The sequence below is a fragment of the Stenotrophomonas forensis genome (assembly GCF_028752115.1).
Classification (GTDB): domain Bacteria; phylum Pseudomonadota; class Gammaproteobacteria; order Xanthomonadales; family Xanthomonadaceae; genus Stenotrophomonas; species Stenotrophomonas forensis.
In genome coordinates this window covers 4,498,152-4,520,357 of record NZ_CP082270.1, presented here as the reverse complement: position 1 = coordinate 4,520,357, position 22,206 = coordinate 4,498,152, and the positions used below count along the sequence as shown (strand labels likewise).

The window sequence follows — 22,206 nt, the reverse complement described above, 5'->3', positions numbered from 1 at the left end:
CGCTGCGCGCAGGCGAGCCGGTCAAGCGCGCTTCTTCAACAGGGTTGACCTCCAATGAATATCTGCTGGAACCGCATCCGCCTGGCGCTGGTCGCCCTGGCCTGCGTCGGCCTGTCGGGCTGTGACTGGGTGCTGCTGGATTCGAAGGGCATGGTCGGGCTCGCCCAGCGCGACCTGATCCTGATCTGCATCGGCCTGATGCTGATCGTGGTGATACCGGCCATCGTGCTGACCTTTGTGTTCGCCTGGCGTTTCCGCGCCGGCAACACCAAGGCGAAATACACGCCGGACTGGTCGCACTCCACCAAGGTGGAGATCGTGGTCTGGGGCGTGCCGCTGGTCATCATCGCGGTGTTGGCGGTGATCGTCTGGCAGTCCACCCACGAACTGGACCCGTACAAGCCGCTGGACGTGGCTGGCGAACCGCTGCACGTGGACGTGATCGCCACCGACTGGAAGTGGGTGTTCGTATACCCGGACCTGGGCATCGCCACGGTCAACCAGCTCAACTTCCCGGCCAACCGCCCGCTGGCGTTCAGCATCACCTCCAACTCGACGATGAACACCTTCTTCATCCCGCAGCTGGGTGGGCAGATCTATGCGATGGCCGGCATGCGCACGCAGCTGCACCTGATCGCCAACGAGCCGGGCCAGTTCCGCGGCATGTCCGGCAACTACAGCGGGCATGGCTTCTCGAACATGAAGTTCATCGCCACCGCCAGCAGCAACGAAGACTTCGAGCGCTGGGTGGCCGAGGTGCGCAGCGCGCCGCAGGCACTGGATTTCAACCAGTTCAAGGCGCTGGCCGCGCCGTCGAAGAATGCACCGGTACAGCACTTCTCCAGTGTCGAGCCGCTGCTGTTCAAGAAGGTCATCGACCAGTTCATCGGCGTGGGTGAGAACACCGCTGCCGCCACCCCGGCGGGCGCTGCCGGTGGTGCCCAGGTTTCCCAGGAGTAACGAACATGTTGGGTAAATTGACGTGGGAGGCCGTGCCGCTGCACGAGCCGATCGTGGTGGTCACATTGGCGGCCATGGTGCTGGGTGGCCTCGCGCTGCTCGGCGCGGTGACGTACTTCAAGCTGTGGGGCCCGCTGTGGCGTGACTGGTTCACCACCGTGGACCACAAGAAGATCGGCATCATGTACGTGGTGGTGGCGCTGGTCATGCTGGTGCGTGGCTTCGCCGATGCGCTGATGATGCGCGCGCAGCTGGCCGCGGCCGGCCCGGGCAGTGACGGCTTCCTGCCACCGGAACACTACGACCAGATCTTCACCGCGCACGGCGTGATCATGATCTTCTTCGTGGCCACCCCGTTCGTGGTCGGCCTGATGAACATCATCGTGCCGCTGCAGATCGGCGCGCGCGACATGGCGTTCCCGTTCCTCAACGCCTTCAGCTTCTGGATCTTCGTGGTCGGCGCCGCGCTGATGATGATCTCGCTGGGTGTTGGCGAATTCGCCATGACCGGCTGGGTCGCCTATCCGCCGCTGTCGGGTATCGAGTTCAGTCCAGGGGTGGGTGTCGACTACTACATCTGGGCGTTGCAGGCCTCCGGTATCGGAACATTGCTGACCGGCGTCAACCTGTTCATCACCATCCTGCGCATGCGTGCGCCGGGCATGACCCTGATGAAGATGCCGGTGTTCACCTGGACGGTACTGGTCACCAGCGTGATCATCATCGCCGCCTTCCCGATCCTCACCGTGGCGCTGGGCGCGCTCACCCTGGACCGCTACCTGGACTTCAACTTCTACACCAACACGTTGGGTGGCAACCCGATGATGTACGTGAACCTGGTGTGGGCCTGGGGCCATCCGGAGGTGTACATCCTGGTGCTGCCGGCGTTCGGCATCTTCTCTGAAGTCACCGCCACGTTCGCGCGCAAGAAGCTGTTCGGCTACAAGTCGATGGTGGGCGCCACGCTGGCGATCGGCATCCTGTCGTTCATCGTCTGGCTGCACCACTTCTTCACCATGGGCTCCGGTGCCAGCGTCAATGCCTTCTTCGGCATCATGACGATGATCATCGCCATTCCCACCGGCGTGAAGATCTTCACCTGGTTGTTCACCATGTACGGCGGCCGCGTCGAGTTCAGCGTGCCGATGCTGTGGACCATCGCGTTCCTGGTCACCTTCACCATCGGTGGCATGACCGGCGTGCTGCTGGCCATCCCGGGCGCGGACTTCCTGCTGCACAACAGCCTGTTCCTGGTCGCACACTTCCACAACACCATCATCGGCGGCGCGTTGTTCGGCTACCTGGCCGGCTTTGCCTACTGGTTCCCGAAGGTGTTCGGCTTCACCCTCAACGAGCGCCTGGGCAAGTGGTCCTTCGCCTGCTGGGTGATCGGCTTCTACCTGGCCTTCATGCCGCTGTACATGCTCGGCTTCATGGGCATGACCCGGCGCATGAACCAGTACGACAACCCGGCGTGGACGCCGTACCTGATCGCCGCCTTCATCGGTGCACTGTTCGTGTTCGCCGGCATCATCCTGATGCTGGTGCAGATCTACGTGAGCGTGCGCGACCGCAAGCGCAACCTGGACCTGACCGGCGACCCGTGGAATGCACGCACGCTGGAATGGGCCACGCCGTCGCCGCCGCCGTTCTACAACTTTGCCGTGGTGCCCAAGGCCGATGAGCTGGACGCCTTCCACGAAGCGAAGAAGCGCGGCCTGCCGCCGCCGCCGAAGAAGTACGCGCCGATCCACATGCCGAAGAACACCGGCGTGCCGCTGATCCTCAACATCTGGATCCTGGTGCTGTGCTTCGCGCTGGTCTGGCACATCTGGTGGATGGCCGCCGCGAGCTTCATCGCCATGATCGTGACCCTGATCGTGCGCTCCTACGACGAGGACGTGGACTACTACGTCAGTTCCGAAGAGGTGGCGCGCACCGAGGCGGCCAACCTGGCCAAGCTGAAGGAGGTACGCGCATGAACCTGTTGACCCGCCCGGAGCTGGCCAGCGATACGCCGGCGCACGAGGACCACCACGCACACGACCACAGCCATGAGCAGGGCGGCATGAAGGTGTTCGGCATGTGGGTCTACCTCATGTCCGACCTGGTGCTGTTCGGTTCGCTGTTCGCCTCGTACGCGGTGCTCAGCACCGCCTACGCAGGCGGCCCCACCGGCAAGGACCTGTTCTCGCTGCCGTTCGTGATGGCCGAAACCTTCCTGCTGCTGGTCTCCAGCATCACCTACGGCCAGGCCGTGCTGGCAATGCACCGCCATGACGCTTCGGCAGTGCTGCGCTGGCTGGGCGTGACCTTCGTGCTCGGCGCCTCGTTCATCGGCATGGAGATCTACGAGTTCTCGCACCTGATCCACGAAGGCGCGGGCCCCAGCACCAGTGCCTACCTGTCAGCGTTCTTCGCGCTTGTGGCCACCCACGGCCTGCACGTGGCCAGTGGCCTGATCTGGATGGCAGTGGTGATGCACCAGGTCTACCGCCGTGGCCTGACCCCGACCAACATCACCCGCGTTTCGTGCCTGAGCCTGTTCTGGCACTTCCTGGACCTGGTGTGGATCTGCGTCTTCACCTTCGTCTACCTGATCGGAGCCTTCTGACATGGCCCACGTCGAAACCTCGCGCGCCGGCAATGCGCACGGCTCCACCACGTCCTACCTGATCGGCTTCGTGCTGTGCGCGCTGCTCACCGTGGTGCCGTTCGCACTGGTGATGAACCCGGTGCTGTCGCGGCCGCTCACGCTGTTCCTGCTGGTCGGCTTCGCGGTGGCGCAGATCCTGGTGCAGCTGGTCTTTTTCCTGCACATGGACCGCAAGTCCGAAGGTGGCTGGAACCTGGCCAGCTTCGTGTTCACCCTGGTGATCCTGTTCATCGTCGTCGCACTGTCGGTCTGGATCATCTGGAGCATGCACTACCACATGATGATCAACTGAGCCTGCGCACCGTGAAAGGCATTGCGTTCCCCCATCGTGGCCTGCGCCTGGCCGCAGGCCTGCTGCTCGGACTGCTGGCCGGCTGCAGCGCGCAGTCGCGCATGGACTTCTACTCCAAGGACATCGCCTGCGAAGAACTCGGCCAGCACTGGTCGATGCCCGACAGCCACGGAACCGTGCGTGGCCCGGCGGATCTGCAGGGGCAGGTGACCTACCTGTTCTTCGGCTTCACCAGCTGCCCGGACGTGTGCCCAACCACGATGGTCGAGTTGAGCCAGGTCAAGCACCTGATGGGCAAGGACGCCGACCAGCTGCAGGTGGTGTTCGTCAGCGTCGATCCGGCACGTGATACGCCCGAGGTCGCCCGCACCTATGTGGAAGCGTTCGACCGCAAGGCGGTGGCGCTGGTCGGCAACGAGGCACAGTTGGCCGCCATGGCCAGCGACTTCAAGGCGTTCTATGAAAAGGAACCCGGCCCGATTCCGCAGACCTACACGATGAGCCACATTGCCGGTGGCTACGTGTTCGATCGCCAGGGCCGGCTGCGGCTGTTCGCCCCGTATGGCATGCCGGTGGAGAAGCTGTTCTCCGACGTGCAGCGCCTGCTGCTCGAGCCGGCCCACCCGGCGGCCGGCAGCGACCCGCTGGCCAGCTGCAGCCTGACCCACAACGGCACACTCGCCGCCCGCTGACGCTGGTGGGTGCCAACCTTGGTTGGCACACTCCTGATCCCCCGGCCGGCCAGGAGAGCCAACCGGCCGGGGGCACCACTCAACGCCTTACTTGGTTTCTTCCCACTGCACCACGTCCGGCTCGGTGGCGCGGATGCCGGCGGTGGACAGCAGCTTGGTGGTCGCATCCAGCGCCGCGTTCACCGACGGGTACTCCACGATGGCCTGGCCCGACGCCTTCGACACCTTCACCACGCTGCCGCCCGTGGCGCTTGCTGCGCGCTGGGCAGCGGCTGCATCGGTGAAGAACACCTTGACCCGCGACGTCGCCACCACCGGCGCTCCGTCGTGGGATACCGCCGCGGCGAACTTGCCGGCGCCGGCATCGGCAGGCGCGGCCGCTGCGCCGTCCAGCGAACGCTTGGTACGCGTGCTGGTGGCCGCCGCCTGCGAGGTGATCGTGAACCGACCGCCGCTGACCTGCTTCACCGTGGTCGTGGGAGACAGCTGGAAACGCGTGCCACCCACATCGAACGAGCGGCCGGTAGCGGACGCCTTCAGTTCCTGCGCATCCACGGTTGACGGGGTCCTGGCCGGAGGTGTCTGCCCCGAGCTCTGTGCCCAGGCAGGGGAGGTCATCGCCGCGAAGGCGAGCGTGCTCAACAGAATGGTCTTTTTCATCATCAGTGCCCCAGAACGCGGATCTTGAAGGATTCGAGGTTGCCACGCGATGCAGCAGTCGCGGCCTGCCCCATGTCGGTCACTTCCAGCGTCCAGGTGCCGGTGGCATTCTCATCCAGGAAGGCATTGCTGGACAGCAGGTCCCAGCTGGTGAAATTGCTCTGCGCGTTCCCCGTGCCCGAACCGATCGCGGTGAACGCCGGTTGCACCACGCTGCGGGTGCCGCTGGGCGAAACCAGCACGAACTGCAGCTGGCGCGTATTGCGGTGGTTGACCCGGAAGCCGAGCTGCACGCTTTCGATGTTGCGCGCGCCGTTGGCCAGCTGGAAGGTCAGGCGTGCCGCGGCAGCCGAGGTGTTGCCGATGGCCACGGTGCGCGTGGTGGTGCGCCAGCCGCTGTCGACCAGCGGTCCCAGCGACTGGAAGTTCTCGGCGACCTCTACTGCACGCGCAGCATTGACCACGCCGAAGCCATACCAGTTGCTGTAGGCACGGTTGGCAGCGTTCACCGTCCAGCCCGGCACCAGCGTGCGCCCGTCGGCCAGTGTCACCGCCGGCTGGTTCGGGTGGTTGCGGGTGGCGGTGGTGGCCAGGATGTACTTCACATCGCGATAGGACAGGTTCGGATTGGCTTCCAGCACCAGCGCAGCCACGCCCGATACCATCGGTGCCGACGCTGACGTGCCGTTCATCTTGGCGGTGTAGTTGCAGGTGCTGTCGATGGCCGACTGGTTGCTGTCCAGCGTGTTCTCGCGGTTGGTGTTCTTGTTGCTGCCCTGCGCGCACCCGGTCACGTCGGTGGTGACGATGGCCGGGTCGTACGCGCGTGCCACCAGGCCCGGTGCGTACTGGGCCTGCAGGCCGTACTCACCGCCAAAGGCCGAGACCCACAGGGCCGAGCCGGTGGAGGAGTACGACGAGCGCACGCCATCGGCGCGCACGGCGGCAACGGTGATCACGTTGAACAGGTTGTTGCGCGGATCGCGGCCAGCCGGCACGCAGCCGGTGTTGCGGTTCTTGGTGTCATTGGTGCAGACATCGAAGGTGTTGCCGAGGTTGTCCTGCCAGTACCCGTTGTTGAAGTTGTTGCCGGCCGACTTCACGTAGATGCCGCCGCGGCCACCGCGCGTACCCGACAGCGCCTGCTCATACGAACGTATCGTGTTCTCGCTGTACGCCAACGGCAGGTTCGGATTGCCCGGGCCGGCGCCCCAGCTGTTGTTGAACACCTGCACGTCGGCCGATTCCGCGCCATCCCACCAGGCGTACTCGATGTTGCTCTGCTGGTTGCCCTGGGCGGAGCGCGAAATGGGGTTGAAGCCCTTCAGCGTTGCCGCCGGAGCCACACCACGCACGCCCAGGTTGTTGGCGCCCACCGCGCCGGCGATGCCACCGACCATGGTGCCGTGGTTGTCGGCGTCCGGATTGGACGGGCTGGGATTGTTCGAACCATTGGCGAAGTTCTTGCCGGCCACGGCCGCCACGTTGGCGGCCAGGTCCGGATGCGCGATCTGCAGGCCGTCATCGACGATGGCGATGGTGACGCCCTGGCCGCGGATGCCGTTGCGGTACAGGCCATCCACGTTCAGATCGTTGCCGGCTACCGGCAGCGTGTCGGCCGGTACCGTCTGCCCGGTATTGCGCAGGTGCCACTGGATGCCCGCCAGCGGATCGGCCTGCTGGGCCTGTGCGGTGACGGCCAGGCTGCCCAGCACCAGGGCAGTGGCAAGGGCCAGCCGCGCGGAGCGCGGTGGCGCGGAGCGTTGCGTGTGTCGCTTCATACACGAATCCTTCTGTTGTGAATCGGCATGGCAGGACGGCGGGGCGGAACTGCCCCATCGCAACGAGCCAAACGCGAGACAACGAAGAACCCCCTACCTCTTCACAGCAGCAATCTGCGGATGTGCCAATTCCGTCACAAACACTTATGCCCGCCGGTAATGACGACGGCGTTGGCTCGCATCTGGGGGATGCCAACCCTGGCTGGCACCCGCACCCACGCATGGCGAGGATCTACCCGACGTCATCGCGCGCCCTCACATCCGCCTGTGCTACTACGGCCCTCGCACACATCCGTACCGGAGCACCCAGATGGTCAACCCCCTCGCCCAGGCCCATCGCGGCCCAGGCACTACGCTGTTCAGCCTGTTGAACCCGATACCGTTCGGCTTCTTCGTCGGCGCCCTGATCTTCGACGCGATCTATCTCAACAGCGCCGAGGTGATGTGGGGCAAGGCCGCCGCCTGGCTGATCACCTTCGGCCTGCTGATCGCCATCCTTCCGCGGCTGATCAACCTGTTCGCAGTCTGGCGCCGCAACGGCACGGCCACCCGCATCGACCGCATCGACTTCTTCCTCAACCTGGTGGCCGTGCTGCTGGCGATCTGGAACGCCTTCGTGCACAGCCGTGATGCCTATGCCGTCGCGGTGCCGGGCACGATCCTGTCGGCGCTGACCGTGGCCCTGATCGCACTGGGCCTGATCCTGCTGTCATTGCAGCCGCCGGTGCTGCAGGGAGGCCGTCATGGCTAAGCACATCCTGCCCACCGTGGCCGCCCTGGCACTGGCCGTCACCCTGTCGGCCTGTGCAGGCAAGGCCGAGTACCACCCCGCCGACCAGTCCGGCACGAAGCCGCCGCTGCCGGCGCCGAAGAACTTCCTGATGCCGCCAATGCAGGTGCCCAAGGGCGTCGGCTGGGCCGAAGGCCAGTCACCGACGGTGGCCGACGGCCTGAAGATCGAGCGCATCGCCGCCAACCTGATGCACCCGCGGCGCCTGCTGACCCTGCCCAATGGCGACGTGCTGGTGGTGGAAGGCAACGGCCCCGGCGAAGAGCCGGTCACCACGCCCAAGCAGTGGATTGCCGGCAAGGTGAAGGCCCGTTCGGGCAAGGCCGGCAAGGGCGGCAACCGGGTCACCCTGCTGCGCCGCACGCCGGGAACCACCACCTGGACCCAGCACGTCTACATCGAGGGCCTGCATTCGCCGTTCGGCATCCAGCTGATCGGTGACACGCTGTACGTGGCCAACACCGGCAACATCATGCAGTACCACTACGTGCCGGGCGAAACCCGCATGTCCGACAAGGGCCGCGAGTTCACCGACCTGCCCAGCACCATCAACCACCACTGGACCAAGGAACTGCTGGCCAGCCGTGACGGCAGCAAGCTGTACGTGGGCGTGGGCTCCAACAGCAACATCACCGAGAACGGCCTGGCCGTGGAATACCGCCGCGCGGTGGTGCTGGAAGTGGACGTGGCCACCCGTGGCAGCCGCATCTTTGCATCGGGCATCCGCAACCCGACCGGCCTGGACTGGGAGCCGAGTACCGGCAAGCTGTGGGCGGTGGCCAACGAGCGCGACGAGATCGGCGCCGACCTGGTGCCCGATTACCTGACCTCGGTGAAGGAAGATGGCTTCTACGGCTGGCCCTACAGCTACTACGGCCAGCATGTGGATGAGCGCGTGCAGCCGCAGCGGCCGGACCTGGTGGCCAAGGCGATCGTGCCCGACTACGCCATCGGCTCGCACGTGGCACCGCTGGGGCTGCTGTTCTACACCGGGCAGGCGCTGCCGGCGCAGTACCACGGCGGCGCCTTCATCGGCGAGCACGGCAGCTGGGACCGCTCGCCGCTGAGCGGCTACGAAGTGGTGTACGTGCCGTTCAAGGACGGCAAGCCGACCGGGCGGCCGCAGACCGTGGTCGGTGGCTTCACCTCCAAGGACGAGAAGACGCTGATGGGCGCACCGGTGGGCATGGCGATGGATGCCGAGGGCGCACTCCTGGTGGCCGACGACGTGGGCGACGTCGTGTGGCGGGTGTCGGCCAAGTAGCCTTGTAGAGTCGAGCTTGCTCGACTGCTTTGGATCTGGCCCTTGTAGAGTCGAGCTTGCTCGACTGCTGTTGGAAGGTGCAGTCGAGCATGGCTCGACTCTACAAAAAGCCGGAATCAGCCGAGCATGGGCTCGGCTCTACAGTTCCGACGGCCCGCTGCGCAACCCGCTGAACACCGATTCGGCAGCAAACCCCACGCCACCCAGCAGCACGCCGAAGTACACCACCGTGGCCACCACGAAGGCGTAGCCGGCCGCCACCGCCGCGCCATCACGCTGGATGAAGCCGATCGCAAACGACATCAGCGCCAGCGCCGGCAGCGTGTTGCTGAACGGAATCGGCCCGGCCGGCGCCATCAGCAGCAGGGTCGCGAACACCAGCATCAGGTTGTTCAGGCGCATCATCTTCTTCGAGCGCACCATCACCGCCAGCCGCATCGGCCGCGACAACCGCTCCATGCGGTGCACCCACTTCAGCGCTCGGCCCAGGTTGGCCTTCAGCTTGTCGGTGGCGATCTCGCGGCGCGCCAGCTTCTGCGGCACCCACAACGGGCGGTTGCGCACCCGGCTCAGGCCGATCAGCAGGATCGAGGCGCCAAACACCGTACTCAGCCCGGGAATCGACACTGGAATGATGAAGATGGCCGAGAGCAGGATCACGATCAGCAGCAGGCCCTCATCGCCCAGCGCGCTGAGCAGGGTGCCGACGCTGACCTGTTCGCCGGGCAGCTCGTCGATCATCTGCTCGATCTGCTGGGCCAGCGGCGCGCTGTCGTTGGTTTCGGGGGCACGGTAGGTCATGCGTCGCAAGGTTCTCCAGGGAAGGGCGGTCAGCGGGCCGTCCTGCGGTGGGGGACGCACAGGGTCCTGCAGTATCCCGGCCAACGTGGGCAAAGAGGTGAACCGGGCATGAGGGGGTAAACTGGCGTGCCCCGCACGAGTTGAACGCAATGGACATGGGCCGCAGGCAATCGACCATCGAACTGGTCGCCATCGACATGGATGGCACCCTGCTGGATCCAGCCCACCAGCTCACCGCCCGGGCCAGGCAGGCCATCGCGCAGGCGCGCGCGCTGGGCGTGCACATCGTGCTGACCAGCGGCCGCCCGGTTCCCGGCCTGGCGCCGTTCCTGCAGGAGCTGGGCATCGACGGCGACGATGACTACTGCATCGCCTGCAATGGTGGGCTGGTGCAGCGCATCGGCACGCGCGAAACCGTGGTCGAGTATCCGCTCAGCTTCGACGACTTCCTGTTCTGCGAGCAGGTGGCCCGCGAACTCGGCGTGCACTTCCAGGCGCTGGACAGCCAGCGCATGTACACGCCCAACCAGGACATCAGCTACTACACCGTGGCCGACTCGCATCTTTCGCGGATGCCGCTGTCGTACCGCCGCGTGGCCGACATGGACCCGTCCATGTCCTTCATCAAGCTGATGATGATCGATGCGCCCGACGTGCTGGATGCCGCCATCGCGCGCCTGCCCACCGAACTGACCGAGCGCTTCGCGGTGCTGAAGAGCGCGCCGTTCTTCCTGGAAGTGTTCGACCATCGCGCCGGCAAGGGGCCAAGCCTGCAGAAGCTGGCCGAGCACCTGGGCATCGACCGCGCCAACGTGATGGCCATAGGTGACCAGGAGAACGACCTGACCATGCTGCAGTACGCCGGCACCAGCGTGGCGATGGGCAACGCCATCGATGCGGTGAAGGCCGTGGCGCGGTTTGAAACCACCAGCAACGCCGACGAAGGCGTCGCGCGCGCGATCGAGCGTTTCGTCCTGCAGTAACCGCGCGGCCATCCGCCCTGGTAGGTGCCAACCTTGGTTGGCACACATGAAGGGCACGCACCGACCTATACCCACGTATAACCCACCCATCCCCACCGCCATTGCCGCTGTACCAAGGCGCAATGGCGGATGCGGCAGTGCGATGCAAGAATTTCGCACGTCGAAATCACCCCACCGAATCCCACGGCAGATGATCGCTTTCGTTTGCTGACCGGCGCGCGCTGCGCCGTCTTTCCTCAACGCAATCGCATCGCCAGCCAGGGCACCGACACACCGGTGCTGCAACGCGCTGGGCGTGCGCCTGCGCCGCTCTCTCCCTGCACCTGGATCTGCCCATGAACACCCCACCCACGACGCGCCTCGCACTGGCCATCATCGCGGCCATCACCGCACCTGCGTATGCCGCCGAATCGGCCGACACCGCGCACGACACGCCCACCACCTTGAACGCCCTGCAGGTCATCGCCACGCCGCGCGGTGCGGCCGTTGCGCCCACCCAGGTGGTCGGCCCCAACCGCTACATCATCAAGGCCGAAGACCTCGACGCCATGGTCACCGGCAGCAACGGCCTGGCCATGCTGAAGCAGGTACCTGGCGCCAGCTACACCGCCACCGACGGCCTGGGCCTGGACATCTCGGCCACCAGCCTGTTCGTGCGCGGCTTCCGCATGAATGAAATGGGCATCACCTTCGAAGGCGTGCCGCTGAACGACAACGGCTTCCTCTCGCTCACCGGCACCAGCGTGGTGAATGTGGGCGTGCCCGATGGCATCGGCGCGATCACGGTCAGCCCCGGTGGCGCACCGGTCAGTGTGTTCTCCAGCAGCGTCAATGGCGGCAGCCTGGAATACCGCCTGCGCGAGCTGCAGGAAACACCCAGCCTGCGTGTGAAGCAGGGCGTGGGCAGCAACAGCACAGTGGTCACCACTGTGTCCGGGCAGAGCGGCCAGCTCGGCGAGCACGGCCCGAAAGTGTTGGTCGACCTGCAACGCGTGTCGGCCGACAAGTACCAGGGCGAGGGCACCCAGAACTTCCTGCGCGGCGATCTGAAGCTGCGGCAGGACGTGGCCTGGGGTGACTTCACCGTGTTCCTGTCCGACAGCAAGGCCAAGGTCTGGGGCTACAACAACATCTCCTTCGACATGATCCGCAAGCTGGGCTGGAAGGCCGATATCTTCTATCCAGATTATGCGTGGGCGTGGTACGTGGCTTCGCCGGAAAACGCAGACAAATCCTGTGGCGCCTACACCTGCGGTGAGCTGTCCGAACTGATCCCGTACGACACCGGCCAGACCACCCGCGACCGCGTGTCCTCGATCAATCACCGGTTCCAGATCACCCCGGCGCTGAGTGGCAACGTGCAGCTGTACAACGCCAACAGCCACACCCAGGCCACGCTCACCGACCCGACCGTGCCATCGCCGAACGGTGCACCGTTCTCCGAACAGGTGCAGACGCCGCGCGTGAATCGGCTGGGCGGCATGCTCAACCTGCAGTTCGAGGCCGGTGCGCACACCTTCACTGCTGGCGTCTGGCAGGAGAAGAGCAAGGCCGCGGCCAAGACCGAGTGGTACCAGCAGCCGCTGCTGGGCGAGGGCCCGCCGCTGAAGGCCACCGGTCCGTTCGATGTGTATGGCCCGGCGTTCAAGACCGACAACGCATCGAGCTGGGTAACCCGCTCGCGCCAGTTTTACCTGCAGGACGACATCGTGTTGAACGACACGCTGAAGCTGGGTGTCGGCTTCAAGGCCGTGGACTTCCGCACCAGCGGTGGCGGCCTGGGTGATGCCAAGGACCGGCCGGTGAACGGCACGCTGCGCGCGAAGAGCAACTTCCTGCCGCATGTCTCGCTGTTCTGGAGCCCGACCGAATCCACCGATGCCTTCATCGATCTGGCCAACACCATGAACGGCTACCGCGTGGCCCAGCGCGGCAACATCGGCTACACCGCCTCGGCGTGGACGATCACCGACCAGGAAGAGTTCGACCGCGTAGCGGGCACGCTGCGCCCGGAGAAGAACTGGAACCTGACCCTCGGTGCCTCGCATCGTTTCGACCGGCTGACGATTACCGGCGATGTGTTCTACAACGACATCCGCAACCGCCTGCTGTCGGCCGCCATCGGCACCCAGTTCGCGCAGATCAACACCGTGCGGCTGATGCCGAAGATGCACGTGATCGGCGCTGACCTCGGCATCACCGCCGACCTGACCGACCACCTGCAGTTCTACCAGGGCGTGGCCGTGGCGCGTTCGTACTACGAAAGCGATTTCGTGGTGGGCGACACGGTGTACCCGATCAAGGGCAATGCGCAGCCGGGCTACCCGCAGATCTCGCTGGTGAGCGATCTTTCCGCACACTTCGGCGACTGGCGTTTCGGTGCAACCAGCACCTCGTACCTGCGCCAGCCTTTCACCTACGAGAACGACATCCGCGTGCCGACCTTCTGGCAGGTCAACACCTATGCCGCCTACCGCTTCGGTGCGGACAGCGTGGTGCCGGGACTGGAGCTGCGGCTGGACGTGAGCAACCTGTTCAACCGCCACAACATCGGTACCGCCACCATCGCCGGCTCGTCGTTCTCGGGGGATTACCAGACCCTGCAGCGCAGCGCGCCCCGGCAGCTGATGTTCAGTACCTCGATGACGTTCTGAGGCAACAAGGAGTGTGGGGGTCAGATCCCTTTGCACCGCAAAGGGATCTGACTCCCATAACCCGCCGAGCTGCCATGACCTGTTCTTGGTAGAGTCGACTGCCAGTCGACTGCTCTGCGCATTCACCCGGCAGAAAACCGCGAGTCGACTAACAGTCGACTCTACCAACGCCCGATCCCAACGGAGTTTCTAGGGCTTTCCCCGATCCAACTGCCGGTACCCGATTGCTTCAGCCAGATGCGCGGTCTGGATCGCTTCACAACCCGCCAGATCCGCAATCGTGCGCGCCACCCGCAGGATTCGATGCATCGCCCGTGCCGAAAGCTGCAGGCGCTCGATGGCCTGCTCCAGCACATCCTGATCGGCTTCGCTCAGTCTCGTGCACGCCCGCAGTGCCGCCGGTGGCAGATGGGCATTCAGCCCGCCACGCGCCTGTTGCCGGGCATGCGCGGCTTCCACCCGCTCACGCACCGATGCGCTGGGTTCCCCCAGCGGCGTGCTCTCCCGCAGCTCTACAGCGTCCATCCTGGCCACACTGATATGCAGGTCGATGCGGTCCAGCAGCGGCCCTGACACGCGCGCGCGATAGCGGGTGATGCGCTCATCCGTGCACAGGCAGCGGTTGCTGCGGTCACCGGCCCAGCCACACGGGCAGGGGTTCATCGCGGCCACCAGTTGGAAGCGTGCGGGGTACTGCACGCTACGCGCCGCGCGCGCGATACGGATATGCCCGGATTCCAACGGCTCACGCAGAGTCTCCAGTGCGCTGCGGTTCCATTCCGGAAGCTCATCCAGGAACAGCACCCCATGATGCGCCAGCGAAATCTCGCCGGGGCAGGGTGGGTTGCCGCCACCTACCAGCGCCGCTGCACTCGCACTGTGGTGCGGTGCCCGAAACGGCCGCTGCCGCCAGCGGCGTGGGTCCAGCCCTTCACCACTCACCGAGGCGATCGCGGCCAGCTGCAGTGCTTCGGCTTCCTCGGTCTCCGGCAACAGACTGGGCAGACGCGAGGCCAACAGCGTCTTGCCGCAGCCAGGGCTGCCGATCAGCAGCAGATGATGCCCTCCGGCTGCGGCCACTTCCAGTGCGCGCCGTGCATGCGCCTGCCCGCGCACGTCGGCCAGATCGGGCAGCGGCAGGGGCGTGGTGTCCACACGCTCTACCGGTGGCAGCAGGCGTGGATTGCCCAATCCGGCGCAGCACTCCAGTAGCGTGCGGGCTACGCGCACCTCGGCATGCTGGGCCAACGCAGCCTCGGCGGCATTGCCCGGTGGTACCACCAGGATGCGCCCGGCTTCAGCGGCCGCAATCGCCGCGGGCAGCGCACCGGCCACCGGCCGCAGCTCGCCGGTCAGGCCCAGCTCGCCCAGGAACTCGTACTGAAGCAGCGCCTGCGGATCGACCTGGCCACTGGCCGCAAGGATGCCCAGCGCAATCGCCAGATCGTAGCGGCCACCCTCCTTGGGCAGATCGGCGGGTGCAAGGTTCAAGGTGATGCGCCGTTGTGGAAAGTCGAAGCGTGCGCAGAGCAGTGCCGCACGCACGCGTTCGCGTGATTCGCGCACGCTGGTCTCGGCCAGGCCGACAATCTGGGTGGCGGGCAGGCCACCGGAGAGATGCACTTCCACCCGCACCAGCGGGGCATCGACCCCGGCGCGGGCGCGGCTATGGACCAGCGCCAGGCTCATGTGTGGTTTCCTGCGGAGGGGACGCTCGATGGTGCGGCAGGCACTTCGCAGGGAGCTATCGGGGAATGCTGGCAAAGCGGCTAGGAGGATTCCGGCAGCCGGCTTTCGAGAGTGGTCGCTCGCCATCCGGTTCCTCCACAGGTTTATTAAAGCCTCTGTCATTCTTTCAGACCAGGATCTACCTGACGCCATGGAAGGAGGCTCCTGGCGATCGCGCGCAATCAGCAGATGCCTCGTTTGCCCTTCAATGACGAAGCAAACCTCTCAGGAGATGCACATGTACGTGCCAAAGACTCTGGTGGCCTTGATCGTGGCCGCCGCACTCGCCCCTGTTGATTCGGCATCTGCGCAGGCCCTGGTGCAGGGAGGAGGCGCCTCAATGCCCGCGTCCCTGTACAAGGGAGCGACGGACAACATCCTGCCGGCAGAATTCAGCTATGTCGTGCTGGGTTCCGGCAATGGGAAGCGTGCGTTCCTCAACAATGAGCCCGCGCTGCTGCAGACGACCGGAACGGTCCATTACGCAGGCAGTGACGCGGTGCTGACCAGCACCGAACTGGCGGCGTACAACAGCACCTACAATTCCTACGGGTCCGGCAACGCCTATGGGCCGCTGATACAGATCCCCGTTGCGCTGGCTCCCATCATTGTTCCGTTCAACAAGCCTGGTGGCGTGCTGGACCTGACGGTTTCCCAGCTCTGCGGAGTGTTCTCCGGCAGGATCACCCGCTGGGATCAACTGTCGGCTGGAGGTCGGACGGGGCAGATCACGGTCATCTATCGGGCGGAGAGCAGCGGCAGCAGCGAGATCCTCACCCGTTTCCTCACCGCCGCCTGCCAAGCGAGCGACGTCTCGGGCACAACACTGAAATCCAGTGGCTGGGGTCTGGTGCCTTCGTTTTCGGTGCAGCCCACGTTCGCCAACCTGTTCGTTGGCAACACGGTACCGTCCAACTTCATGGCTGCACCAGGGCCGGGGGATGTTGCGCTCTACAACGCCGTCCTGGTTGGAGATGGTCGCATTGGCTATACCGGGCCGGATGTCGTTGCAAACCTCAACGATGCGACCAAGGTTGCAACCGTGAAGGGATACTCGCCTGCCGAAGTCAGCCTGCAGGCGACCATCGAAACCGTCTCGCCGCCGACCGGAGCGGCCGCCAATGATCCAGCCAACTGGGTGCCTGTGTTCGGCAACCCCTCGGCGGGTTATCCCATCGTTGGGCTCACGAACCTGATCATCGGCCAGTGCTACCAGAACCGGATGGTCGGCAACAGCCTGCGCAGTTTCCTGCTCACGCACTATGGAAGTGCCCAGGTCGGAGGGGTTGAGCAGGGTCGAAACGATGTTGCCGTTCGAAGCCACGGCTTCTACCCGTTGCCCAACAGTTGGCGAAATGCGATTCGCACGCGCTTCGCACTGGCTGGCAACGCGGCTGGCCTGAACAATCCGGCGGTCTGCAACGGCATCGGGCGTCCGCTCTAGTGAGCGTGCGGGACGTGGAAGGCGCAAGTGCCGGCGGCGAGGTCGGCACTTGCTGTTCCGCGGCATGCGTTACCCAAACAGATGGACGAGGCCTGGCAGTTGGGCGCTCGATCCGTCGCGCACTCACTCTCTGGGCCGCATCCGCTCGTGGATGAAAGCAGTAAGTGCAATATCGGCCATCACCAGCCCCTCCATCACCCGGTCGCCCACGTACTGCTCGGGCTCACCGTTCTGGCGCGTGCGTTCGGCCGCCAGCAGGATCTCCTGCACGATGCGTTGGCCGGTCGCTGCGCAGTCGGCGTCGGACAGTGCGATCTGCCGGCTGCGCAGCTGATGGCGCTCGGGCCAGGGTTGGCCGTCGGCCGCAGCGCCCGCGCCAATGGCGTGCAGGACGGCGATGAGGCTGGTGGGGTCCAGGGCAGGGCCGGGTGATGGCGGCTGCTGGATGGGGCGAGGGGGAGGGGAGTGCGGCTTGGTCATGTCAGGCTCCGTGCATGTAGGCAGAAGCCGCCACCGATAAGGGTGGCGGACGGGGCATGGCTCGAAAACCGGATGTTGGGAACCGGCGGGTACAAGACCCCCACGCCCCGCCCGCCATAGCTGGCAGACGGATTGCCAGCCGGCACCACGCAGGGTGATGCCGGCTGGCAAGCGCAAACTACTTCCCAACGACGGGTTTTCGAGGCCCGACCACCGATGCACGGTGGCGGGGTAACGATTACCTGCTGTTGGGAGGATTGCCAAGGGGTGGGGGCCAATGCCGCCAAAACCCGAGACGTTTTTGGCATTGTCGCATAGCGCGAAAAGGGGCGAGAGCCTTGGCGTGCTTGGGAGACGGAACTTCTGGAACGGAGTCGTCAGAACCTTCCGTCAGAGATGCAAGGCGCGGCAAATGCGACAGCATTTGGTAGGCGACAGCGTATGGCGGCCACCGCCAGCAGAGCTGGTCAGCCTGTCGACTCAGGCCGCTCGCGAAACCACGCCCCACGTTGGCCGTTGTGCGCGAAGTTGCGCAGCTCGAACTGACGGGATTCATGGATGACGTGGCGCCATCGGGCGCAGCCATACTTCCTGGGGGTTTGTTCCGGATGATGCTCTGCCATCCACAGAGCGGCTGTGTCCAGATTCACCCAACCGTCGATCGCCCGTTCTCGGAAAGCCTGTCTCAGCGCACTGACAATGCCGGCGATCGGCCAATGGATCTGCCCATCAGGCGCGATGCCGTTGACCAGAAAGTCATGGAACTCTGGGCTCTGCATCAGTTCAGCAAAGGCTGTCATGCCCTGCGCCATATCTGCGGCGAGCGTACGCAGTTGTTCAAATTGTCGATCGATGTCGGTGCAAGCGTGCCTGAGCGCATCCTGGGCCTTGACGCATTCATCGATAGTCCGGATGTCGTACTGCTCGAAGAAGTGGTGAACGAGCGTATTCCTGAGGTTCACCAGCGCGCGCAGATCCGTTCGCAGGGCCGCATGGGATTCCCCTGGCAGATTGATCCCTATGTGCAGGCCAAAAAGGCTTGAATCATGGTCGAGACCTGATGGGACGTCGGGAACTTCGCCGCCTTCCTTCAGCATGCATTCGGTAGTCAGGCGACCCACCAAAGCGCCCATGGTGCTACCGCTGAGCTCAGTCCTGCGGTTGTTCAAACTCTTTGGGAGCGTTTCCGGTGTGCCGGACAACTTCTGAAAGGCCAGCATGGACTTCATCAGTTGCTCGCACTGTTGAAGCCGAAGAATGCAACGACCGATAAGCCGTTGCACTTCGTGCTGCGCACCGACAATGTCATTCGGGTCGATTAGGGACATGGCAAATCTGAGCATGGGTCTGGCCAACTGTACCGCTTCGGCGGAGAGAAGCGCAGGCCGGGCCGCGAGCCGGCCGAGGCTGTTGTCCGCTTCACTTCTAGGCGTGAGTGGAGCACCCAGCCATTCGCTCTCGGCGGCGCCGGATCCAGCGATGGTCCGCTGATCCTTCTCGTTGACAGAGAAGGGCGGATGTCAGCTCTTGGCCGAAGCGAACGTAGGGCTAGAGGGATTGCCACACTGTACCGCGACTGTGTACGCACGAGTACCAGCCCCGAATCTCAGTAGGCGGCCGCCTTTGCCCTTCGGCTGACGGACCCATCTGGATGCACACGCAGCAGACAATCCGCAGCATCTATTGTCTCGAATCGATGTGCAATCTGAATGACAGTGAGTGACATCTGCCTGAGGTGAGCATTGATACTCTGCTCAGTTTCTGCATCCAGATGGCTGGTCGCTTCGTCTAGAAGGAGGGCTTGGGGCTGTTGGTAGAGGGCCCGGGCCAGCATGATTCGCTGGCGCTGTCCTCCTGACAAGGTCGATCCCATGTCACCAACCGATGTTCGATAGCCCATCGGCATTCTTGAAATGTCATCGTGAATGCAAGCGGCTTGGGCTGAGTGCTCGATCTGCTGCTGCGGAGCCCCTTCCTGGAACAGGGCGATGTTCTCAGCCAGACTCCCGTGGAAAAGCGCGTCATCCTGCATGACGCATCCAAACATGCGCCGGGCCTGGGTCGGACCAAGATGGCTCAAAGGAATGCCATTCAATAGGATTTCCCCACTGTTGACGGTCAGCAGTCCGACAAGGAGCTTGGCGATCGTGCTCTTGCCTGTACCCGACGCACCGGTGATAGCAGTCATCTGGCCCGCTGGGATAATGGCGCTGGCGTTGTTCAACACCCATGGCTGATTGTCTGCATATCTGAAGCAGACGTTGCGGAGCTCAACCTCAACGGGTTGAACGCGCGCGCTCAAAGGTGCAGCGGGCTCCTTCTCAACGGGTGCAAGAGCAATGTCAGCAACTCTTTCCGCATGTGAACCGAGCAACGCGAGTTGGATTGCGTACTCGGAAAGCGCACTCAGACGCGAGATGAACTGCTCTGAGTACGAGGCGTACGCAATCAGCATCCCGGCAGTGAACCGTCCCTCCATCACCAGTGATGCGCCGATTGCGAGAGCACCAAGCCTACCTACAGACAGCAGGACGCCACCCCAGGATGCGTAGGACAAGCTCGTACGCTGAACGGCAATGGATGCTGCGATTGCTGCTGCGCTTCGGTTCGCAAAGCGGGACGATTGCCAGCCAGTCTTCCCGAAAAGCTTCAAAGTCTGCGCACCGCGGATGGATTCAAGCAGCATGGACTGCCGGCGCGCGTCCTCGGTCAAGGAGGAAACCGTTGCGTGTTGCAGTCGCTTCACGTAGATGGCCCTGACGCCTACATAAGCCAGCGCTGTGAGGCTTGTAAATGCGCCTAGAAGTGGGCTGTAGACAAACAGCATGGCTCCTGTTGCAAGGGCCATGACACCATCTAGTATCCCAGCGACCAACTGCGTGCTTATGGCCTGCTGTATTGTGTTTAGTGACGTGAATCGCGATGTTATGTCACCCAGGCTGCGACTTTGGAAGTACTGGGTAGGTAGGCGCAGCAGCCTAGCGAACACGCCCGAGCTCCATCCAATATTGATCTGGCTGCTCAGCCAAACAATTGCCCAGGACCGCAGCCAACCCAGCAGCAGCTGAAGAAGGGCGAGAAGGCTCAGTCCCACTATGACAACCGGAAGAAGGGCACGGTCCCCATCGGCGAGTACACGGTCGATGACTATCTGGAAGCCTTGGGGTGAAGCGAGCGCCATGAGTTCCAACGCAACTGAAAGAAGCCCCAGGTTGACCAGCGCTGGTCGGAGACCAGAGATCGGCCCAATGAGTGACCTCAGACGAAGACTACTGCGCGCTTGAGCCTTCTTGAGATCGGGTCCCTTCAAGAGCTCGATTGCCACCCCTGTGAAGTGCCGGCCAAGCGCCGCCCAGGAGATCTCCATGCGGCCTTGGGATGGATCCAGAATCACGACTTTCCTCGCCTTCACCTTTTCCAGGACAACGAAGTGGTCCATGTTCCAATGCAGAACTGCGGGCAGTACGAGCTGATCCAGTTCATCTGGCTCAGCCCGAAGAGGGCGCGCCACAAGGCCTTTCCGCTCCGCAACATCGCTGATATCAGATACCGACATTCCTTGCGGATAGGATCCGGCGAATGCCCTGAGCTGTTCCAGAGAAAGCCGATGGCCATGGTGATCAAGTATCATGGCCAAGCAGGCCAGGCCGCACTCGTTGGCTTCACTCTGGTAGAAGATCTTGACCGGACGCTTCATCCATTGACGCAATAGATCGCCGGGTTTTGGGCTGACTGCTGTGGAGTTGGCGACTTGCATGATCAGTCCTGTATAGACGCTCGAAATGCGGTGATCGGCTCAAGTAGCCAAGCGATGATTGAGCGATCCTCCAACAGAAGCGCAGCTTCCAACTGCATCCCGGGAACCAGCGCTCGCTGCTGGCCATCAGTCACGATCTGCTGCCTTTCCAACGACGCGATGGCTCTGTACATTGGCTGGACTGGCGGCTGCTGGCCAAGCAGGGCTGACAGCTGTGCAGGTTGAGTCGGGGTTTCGGAAACCTGTTCGACAACCCCGTATTGAACCCCATATTTCTGATAGGGGAATGCCGCATAGTGCATGGCAACCTTGGTGCCTCGATGAACAAAGCCGATTGCCGTGCTGGGAATGAAAATTTCCGCTTTCAGCGTCGTAGGTGTCGGAATGAGAGAGGCAATAGGTTGCCCAGGCTCAACATAGTTCTCTGGCTGAACAAGAACGGAGCTGACTAGCGCGTCTGATTGAGCCCTCACCACCAGCTCAAGCTCGCTCTGATCCTGGGCGAGGCTGGTGCGTAATCTCGCTTGCTCTCGCCGAAGATCGTTCAACTTGAGTTCCGAATCGATCTCCAGACTCGTCAACTTGCGGCTTGTTTCGCGTTGCTGTTGAGAGATATCTTCAAGCTGCCGATGCAGGCCTGATGTCTGCGCCCGGGTATCCAGAAGCGCACTTTCGAGGTCCTGGACTTGATACTCAGCCACAAATCCATCCTTCAAAAGCGGACGCAGCTTCGTCAGTGTCCGCTGCTTCTGCTCAGCGGCCTGCTGCTGATAGCCAATCTGCTGACGAAGATCCGATGCCTGGGCGAGAAGAGATTTGACGCGCTCCCTCAACTGATGCTGCTCACTGATCAGCGCTGCCTCGGTAGCTGCGACGCTCGCGTGGACCGAGGTGATTTGATTCTCAATGTCCTCCTCGACTCTGGCATGCACGGCACCCCCGCGGGTGTGCATTTCGCTGGATAGCCGCAGGATCGGATCTCCCTTTCGAACGTGTTGGTGCTCTCTGACGTACACCTCTGAGACGGTTGCAGATCGACGCGCTAGAATCCGGCTCTCGCCCGTATCAGTAACTAGATGACCAGATACCTGTTCCCGGCGAGCATAGTGGGCATGGAATGAGAGAACGAGTGCGGCCAAGCACAGTGCAGTGGCGCTAACACCAGCTGCGAAGTGAGCCTTTGGCGTTGAAACGATGACGGCGCCAAACTGGTCTGCATGAGCAGTCTCGGCTTCCTTGCGAAACAGTTCCATTGATCAGTTCT

The 22,206-nt window shown here is 63.7% G+C and carries 18 protein-coding genes; 10 read left to right on the top strand and 8 right to left on the bottom strand.

What is annotated here, in order from left to right:
* Positions 1–54 precede the first annotated feature (54 nt).
* From cyoA to K5L94_RS20690, 5 genes are read left to right on the top strand one after another with little or no spacing between them, the layout of a single operon-like run.
* Positions 55–960: a ubiquinol oxidase subunit II gene (gene cyoA, locus K5L94_RS20710; protein ID WP_053451044.1), complete on the top strand. Its 906-nt coding sequence runs from the start codon at positions 55–57 to the stop codon at positions 958–960.
* 5 nt (positions 961–965) lie between these two features.
* Entirely contained in the window at positions 966–2,942 is a 1,977-nt protein-coding gene (gene cyoB / locus K5L94_RS20705) for a cytochrome o ubiquinol oxidase subunit I (RefSeq protein WP_006474876.1), read from the top strand.
* Entirely contained in the window at positions 2,939–3,574 is a 636-nt protein-coding gene (cyoC, locus tag K5L94_RS20700; RefSeq protein ID WP_274511280.1) for a cytochrome o ubiquinol oxidase subunit III, read from the top strand. The genes cyoB and cyoC overlap by 4 nt, the downstream gene beginning before the upstream one ends.
* Before the next feature lies 1 nt (position 3,575).
* Positions 3,576–3,908 (top strand): cytochrome o ubiquinol oxidase subunit IV, encoded by a 333-nt coding sequence (gene cyoD / locus K5L94_RS20695; protein ID WP_053510762.1) that lies wholly within the window; start codon positions 3,576–3,578, stop codon positions 3,906–3,908.
* Between the two features lie 11 nt (positions 3,909–3,919).
* Positions 3,920–4,600, top strand: coding sequence for an SCO family protein (locus K5L94_RS20690; protein WP_053451043.1), 681 nt, complete (start codon positions 3,920–3,922; stop codon positions 4,598–4,600).
* Between the two features lie 87 nt (positions 4,601–4,687).
* On the opposite strand, the gene K5L94_RS20685 is transcribed toward K5L94_RS20690, so the two are convergent.
* A complete protein-coding gene (locus K5L94_RS20685) occupies positions 4,688–5,263 on the bottom strand; it encodes a hypothetical protein (protein ID WP_053451042.1) in 576 nt (191 codons plus the stop codon).
* Positions 5,263–7,041, bottom strand: a complete 1,779-nt coding sequence (locus K5L94_RS20680; RefSeq protein WP_180878860.1) for a S8 family serine peptidase — start codon at positions 7,039–7,041, stop codon at positions 5,263–5,265. The genes K5L94_RS20685 and K5L94_RS20680 overlap by 1 nt, the downstream gene beginning before the upstream one ends.
* Positions 7,042–7,351: 310 nt before the next feature.
* Between K5L94_RS20680 and K5L94_RS20675 the strand changes: the two genes are divergently transcribed.
* Positions 7,352–7,792 (top strand): DUF2231 domain-containing protein, encoded by a 441-nt coding sequence (locus tag K5L94_RS20675; protein ID WP_164241604.1) that lies wholly within the window; start codon positions 7,352–7,354, stop codon positions 7,790–7,792.
* The gene (locus K5L94_RS20670) at positions 7,785–9,095 is read left to right on the top strand and encodes a PQQ-dependent sugar dehydrogenase (RefSeq protein ID WP_053451039.1); all 1,311 of its coding nucleotides are present in this window, start codon (positions 7,785–7,787) and stop codon (positions 9,093–9,095) included. Before K5L94_RS20675 ends, K5L94_RS20670 begins: the two co-directional genes overlap by 8 nt.
* A gap of 138 nt (positions 9,096–9,233) precedes the next feature.
* Here the strand turns inward: K5L94_RS20670 and K5L94_RS20665 are convergent, their stop codons facing one another.
* Positions 9,234–9,896, bottom strand: a complete 663-nt coding sequence (locus K5L94_RS20665) for an exopolysaccharide biosynthesis protein (protein WP_164087597.1) — start codon at positions 9,894–9,896, stop codon at positions 9,234–9,236.
* 149 nt (positions 9,897–10,045) lie between these two features.
* Between K5L94_RS20665 and yidA the strand changes: the two genes are divergently transcribed.
* Together yidA and K5L94_RS20655 are read left to right on the top strand one after the other, a co-directional pair.
* Positions 10,046–10,879: a sugar-phosphatase gene (yidA, locus tag K5L94_RS20660; protein ID WP_274511279.1), complete on the top strand. Its 834-nt coding sequence runs from the start codon at positions 10,046–10,048 to the stop codon at positions 10,877–10,879.
* A 335-nt stretch (positions 10,880–11,214) separates the two neighbouring features.
* Complete coding sequence (locus K5L94_RS20655) at positions 11,215–13,533, top strand: TonB-dependent receptor (protein ID WP_274511278.1); 2,319 nt, start codon at positions 11,215–11,217, stop codon at positions 13,531–13,533.
* A 189-nt stretch (positions 13,534–13,722) separates the two neighbouring features.
* Here K5L94_RS20655 and K5L94_RS20650 read toward each other — a convergent pair whose 3' ends face one another.
* Positions 13,723–15,222, bottom strand: a complete 1,500-nt coding sequence (locus K5L94_RS20650) for a YifB family Mg chelatase-like AAA ATPase (RefSeq protein WP_274511277.1) — start codon at positions 15,220–15,222, stop codon at positions 13,723–13,725.
* 277 nt (positions 15,223–15,499) lie between these two features.
* On the opposite strand from K5L94_RS20650, the gene K5L94_RS20645 reads away from it, so the two are divergent.
* Entirely contained in the window at positions 15,500–16,705 is a 1,206-nt protein-coding gene (locus K5L94_RS20645) for a substrate-binding domain-containing protein (protein WP_425507572.1), read from the top strand.
* A 123-nt stretch (positions 16,706–16,828) separates the two neighbouring features.
* Here the strand turns inward: K5L94_RS20645 and K5L94_RS20640 are convergent, their stop codons facing one another.
* From K5L94_RS20640 to K5L94_RS20625, 4 genes are all read right to left on the bottom strand, one after another.
* Positions 16,829–17,185, bottom strand: coding sequence for a hypothetical protein (locus K5L94_RS20640; RefSeq protein ID WP_274511276.1), 357 nt, complete (start codon positions 17,183–17,185; stop codon positions 16,829–16,831).
* A gap of 467 nt (positions 17,186–17,652) precedes the next feature.
* Positions 17,653–18,513 (bottom strand): OST-HTH/LOTUS domain-containing protein, encoded by an 861-nt coding sequence (locus K5L94_RS20635; protein ID WP_274511275.1) that lies wholly within the window; start codon positions 18,511–18,513, stop codon positions 17,653–17,655.
* Positions 18,514–18,791: 278 nt separating this feature from the next.
* Positions 18,792–20,942, bottom strand: coding sequence for a peptidase domain-containing ABC transporter (locus tag K5L94_RS20630; RefSeq protein ID WP_274511274.1), 2,151 nt, complete (start codon positions 20,940–20,942; stop codon positions 18,792–18,794).
* A gap of 2 nt (positions 20,943–20,944) precedes the next feature.
* Positions 20,945–22,195 carry an HlyD family secretion protein gene (locus tag K5L94_RS20625; protein WP_274511273.1) on the bottom strand — a complete coding sequence of 417 codons (1,251 nt, stop codon included), beginning with the start codon at positions 22,193–22,195 and terminating at the stop codon, positions 20,945–20,947.
* Positions 22,196–22,206 lie beyond the last annotated feature (11 nt).

What these genes read in the sequence shown, in the direction of transcription:
- cyoD (WP_053510762.1), top strand. Translation starts at nt 3,576, where the DNA reads ATGGCCCACGTCGAAACCTCGCGCGCCGGCAATGCGCACGGCTCCACC.
- K5L94_RS20675 (WP_164241604.1), top strand. Translation starts at nt 7,352, where the DNA reads ATGGTCAACCCCCTCGCCCAGGCCCATCGCGGCCCAGGCACTACGCTG.
- cyoA (WP_053451044.1), top strand. Translation starts at nt 55, where the DNA reads ATGAATATCTGCTGGAACCGCATCCGCCTGGCGCTGGTCGCCCTGGCC.
- K5L94_RS20640 (WP_274511276.1), bottom strand. Translation starts at nt 17,185, where the DNA reads ATGACCAAGCCGCACTCCCCTCCCCCTCGCCCCATCCAGCAGCCGCCA.
- K5L94_RS20665 (WP_164087597.1), bottom strand. Translation starts at nt 9,896, where the DNA reads ATGACCTACCGTGCCCCCGAAACCAACGACAGCGCGCCGCTGGCCCAG.
- K5L94_RS20685 (WP_053451042.1), bottom strand. Translation starts at nt 5,263, where the DNA reads ATGATGAAAAAGACCATTCTGTTGAGCACGCTCGCCTTCGCGGCGATG.
- yidA (WP_274511279.1), top strand. Translation starts at nt 10,046, where the DNA reads ATGGACATGGGCCGCAGGCAATCGACCATCGAACTGGTCGCCATCGAC.
- K5L94_RS20645 (WP_425507572.1), top strand. Translation starts at nt 15,500, where the DNA reads ATGTACGTGCCAAAGACTCTGGTGGCCTTGATCGTGGCCGCCGCACTC.
- K5L94_RS20680 (WP_180878860.1), bottom strand. Translation starts at nt 7,041, where the DNA reads ATGAAGCGACACACGCAACGCTCCGCGCCACCGCGCTCCGCGCGGCTG.
- K5L94_RS20635 (WP_274511275.1), bottom strand. Translation starts at nt 18,513, where the DNA reads ATGTCCCTAATCGACCCGAATGACATTGTCGGTGCGCAGCACGAAGTG.
- cyoC (WP_274511280.1), top strand. Translation starts at nt 2,939, where the DNA reads ATGAACCTGTTGACCCGCCCGGAGCTGGCCAGCGATACGCCGGCGCAC.
- K5L94_RS20670 (WP_053451039.1), top strand. Translation starts at nt 7,785, where the DNA reads ATGGCTAAGCACATCCTGCCCACCGTGGCCGCCCTGGCACTGGCCGTC.
- K5L94_RS20625 (WP_274511273.1), bottom strand. Translation starts at nt 22,195, where the DNA reads ATGGAACTGTTTCGCAAGGAAGCCGAGACTGCTCATGCAGACCAGTTT.
- K5L94_RS20650 (WP_274511277.1), bottom strand. Translation starts at nt 15,222, where the DNA reads ATGAGCCTGGCGCTGGTCCATAGCCGCGCCCGCGCCGGGGTCGATGCC.
- K5L94_RS20630 (WP_274511274.1), bottom strand. Translation starts at nt 20,942, where the DNA reads ATGCAAGTCGCCAACTCCACAGCAGTCAGCCCAAAACCCGGCGATCTA.
- K5L94_RS20655 (WP_274511278.1), top strand. Translation starts at nt 11,215, where the DNA reads ATGAACACCCCACCCACGACGCGCCTCGCACTGGCCATCATCGCGGCC.
- cyoB (WP_006474876.1), top strand. Translation starts at nt 966, where the DNA reads ATGTTGGGTAAATTGACGTGGGAGGCCGTGCCGCTGCACGAGCCGATC.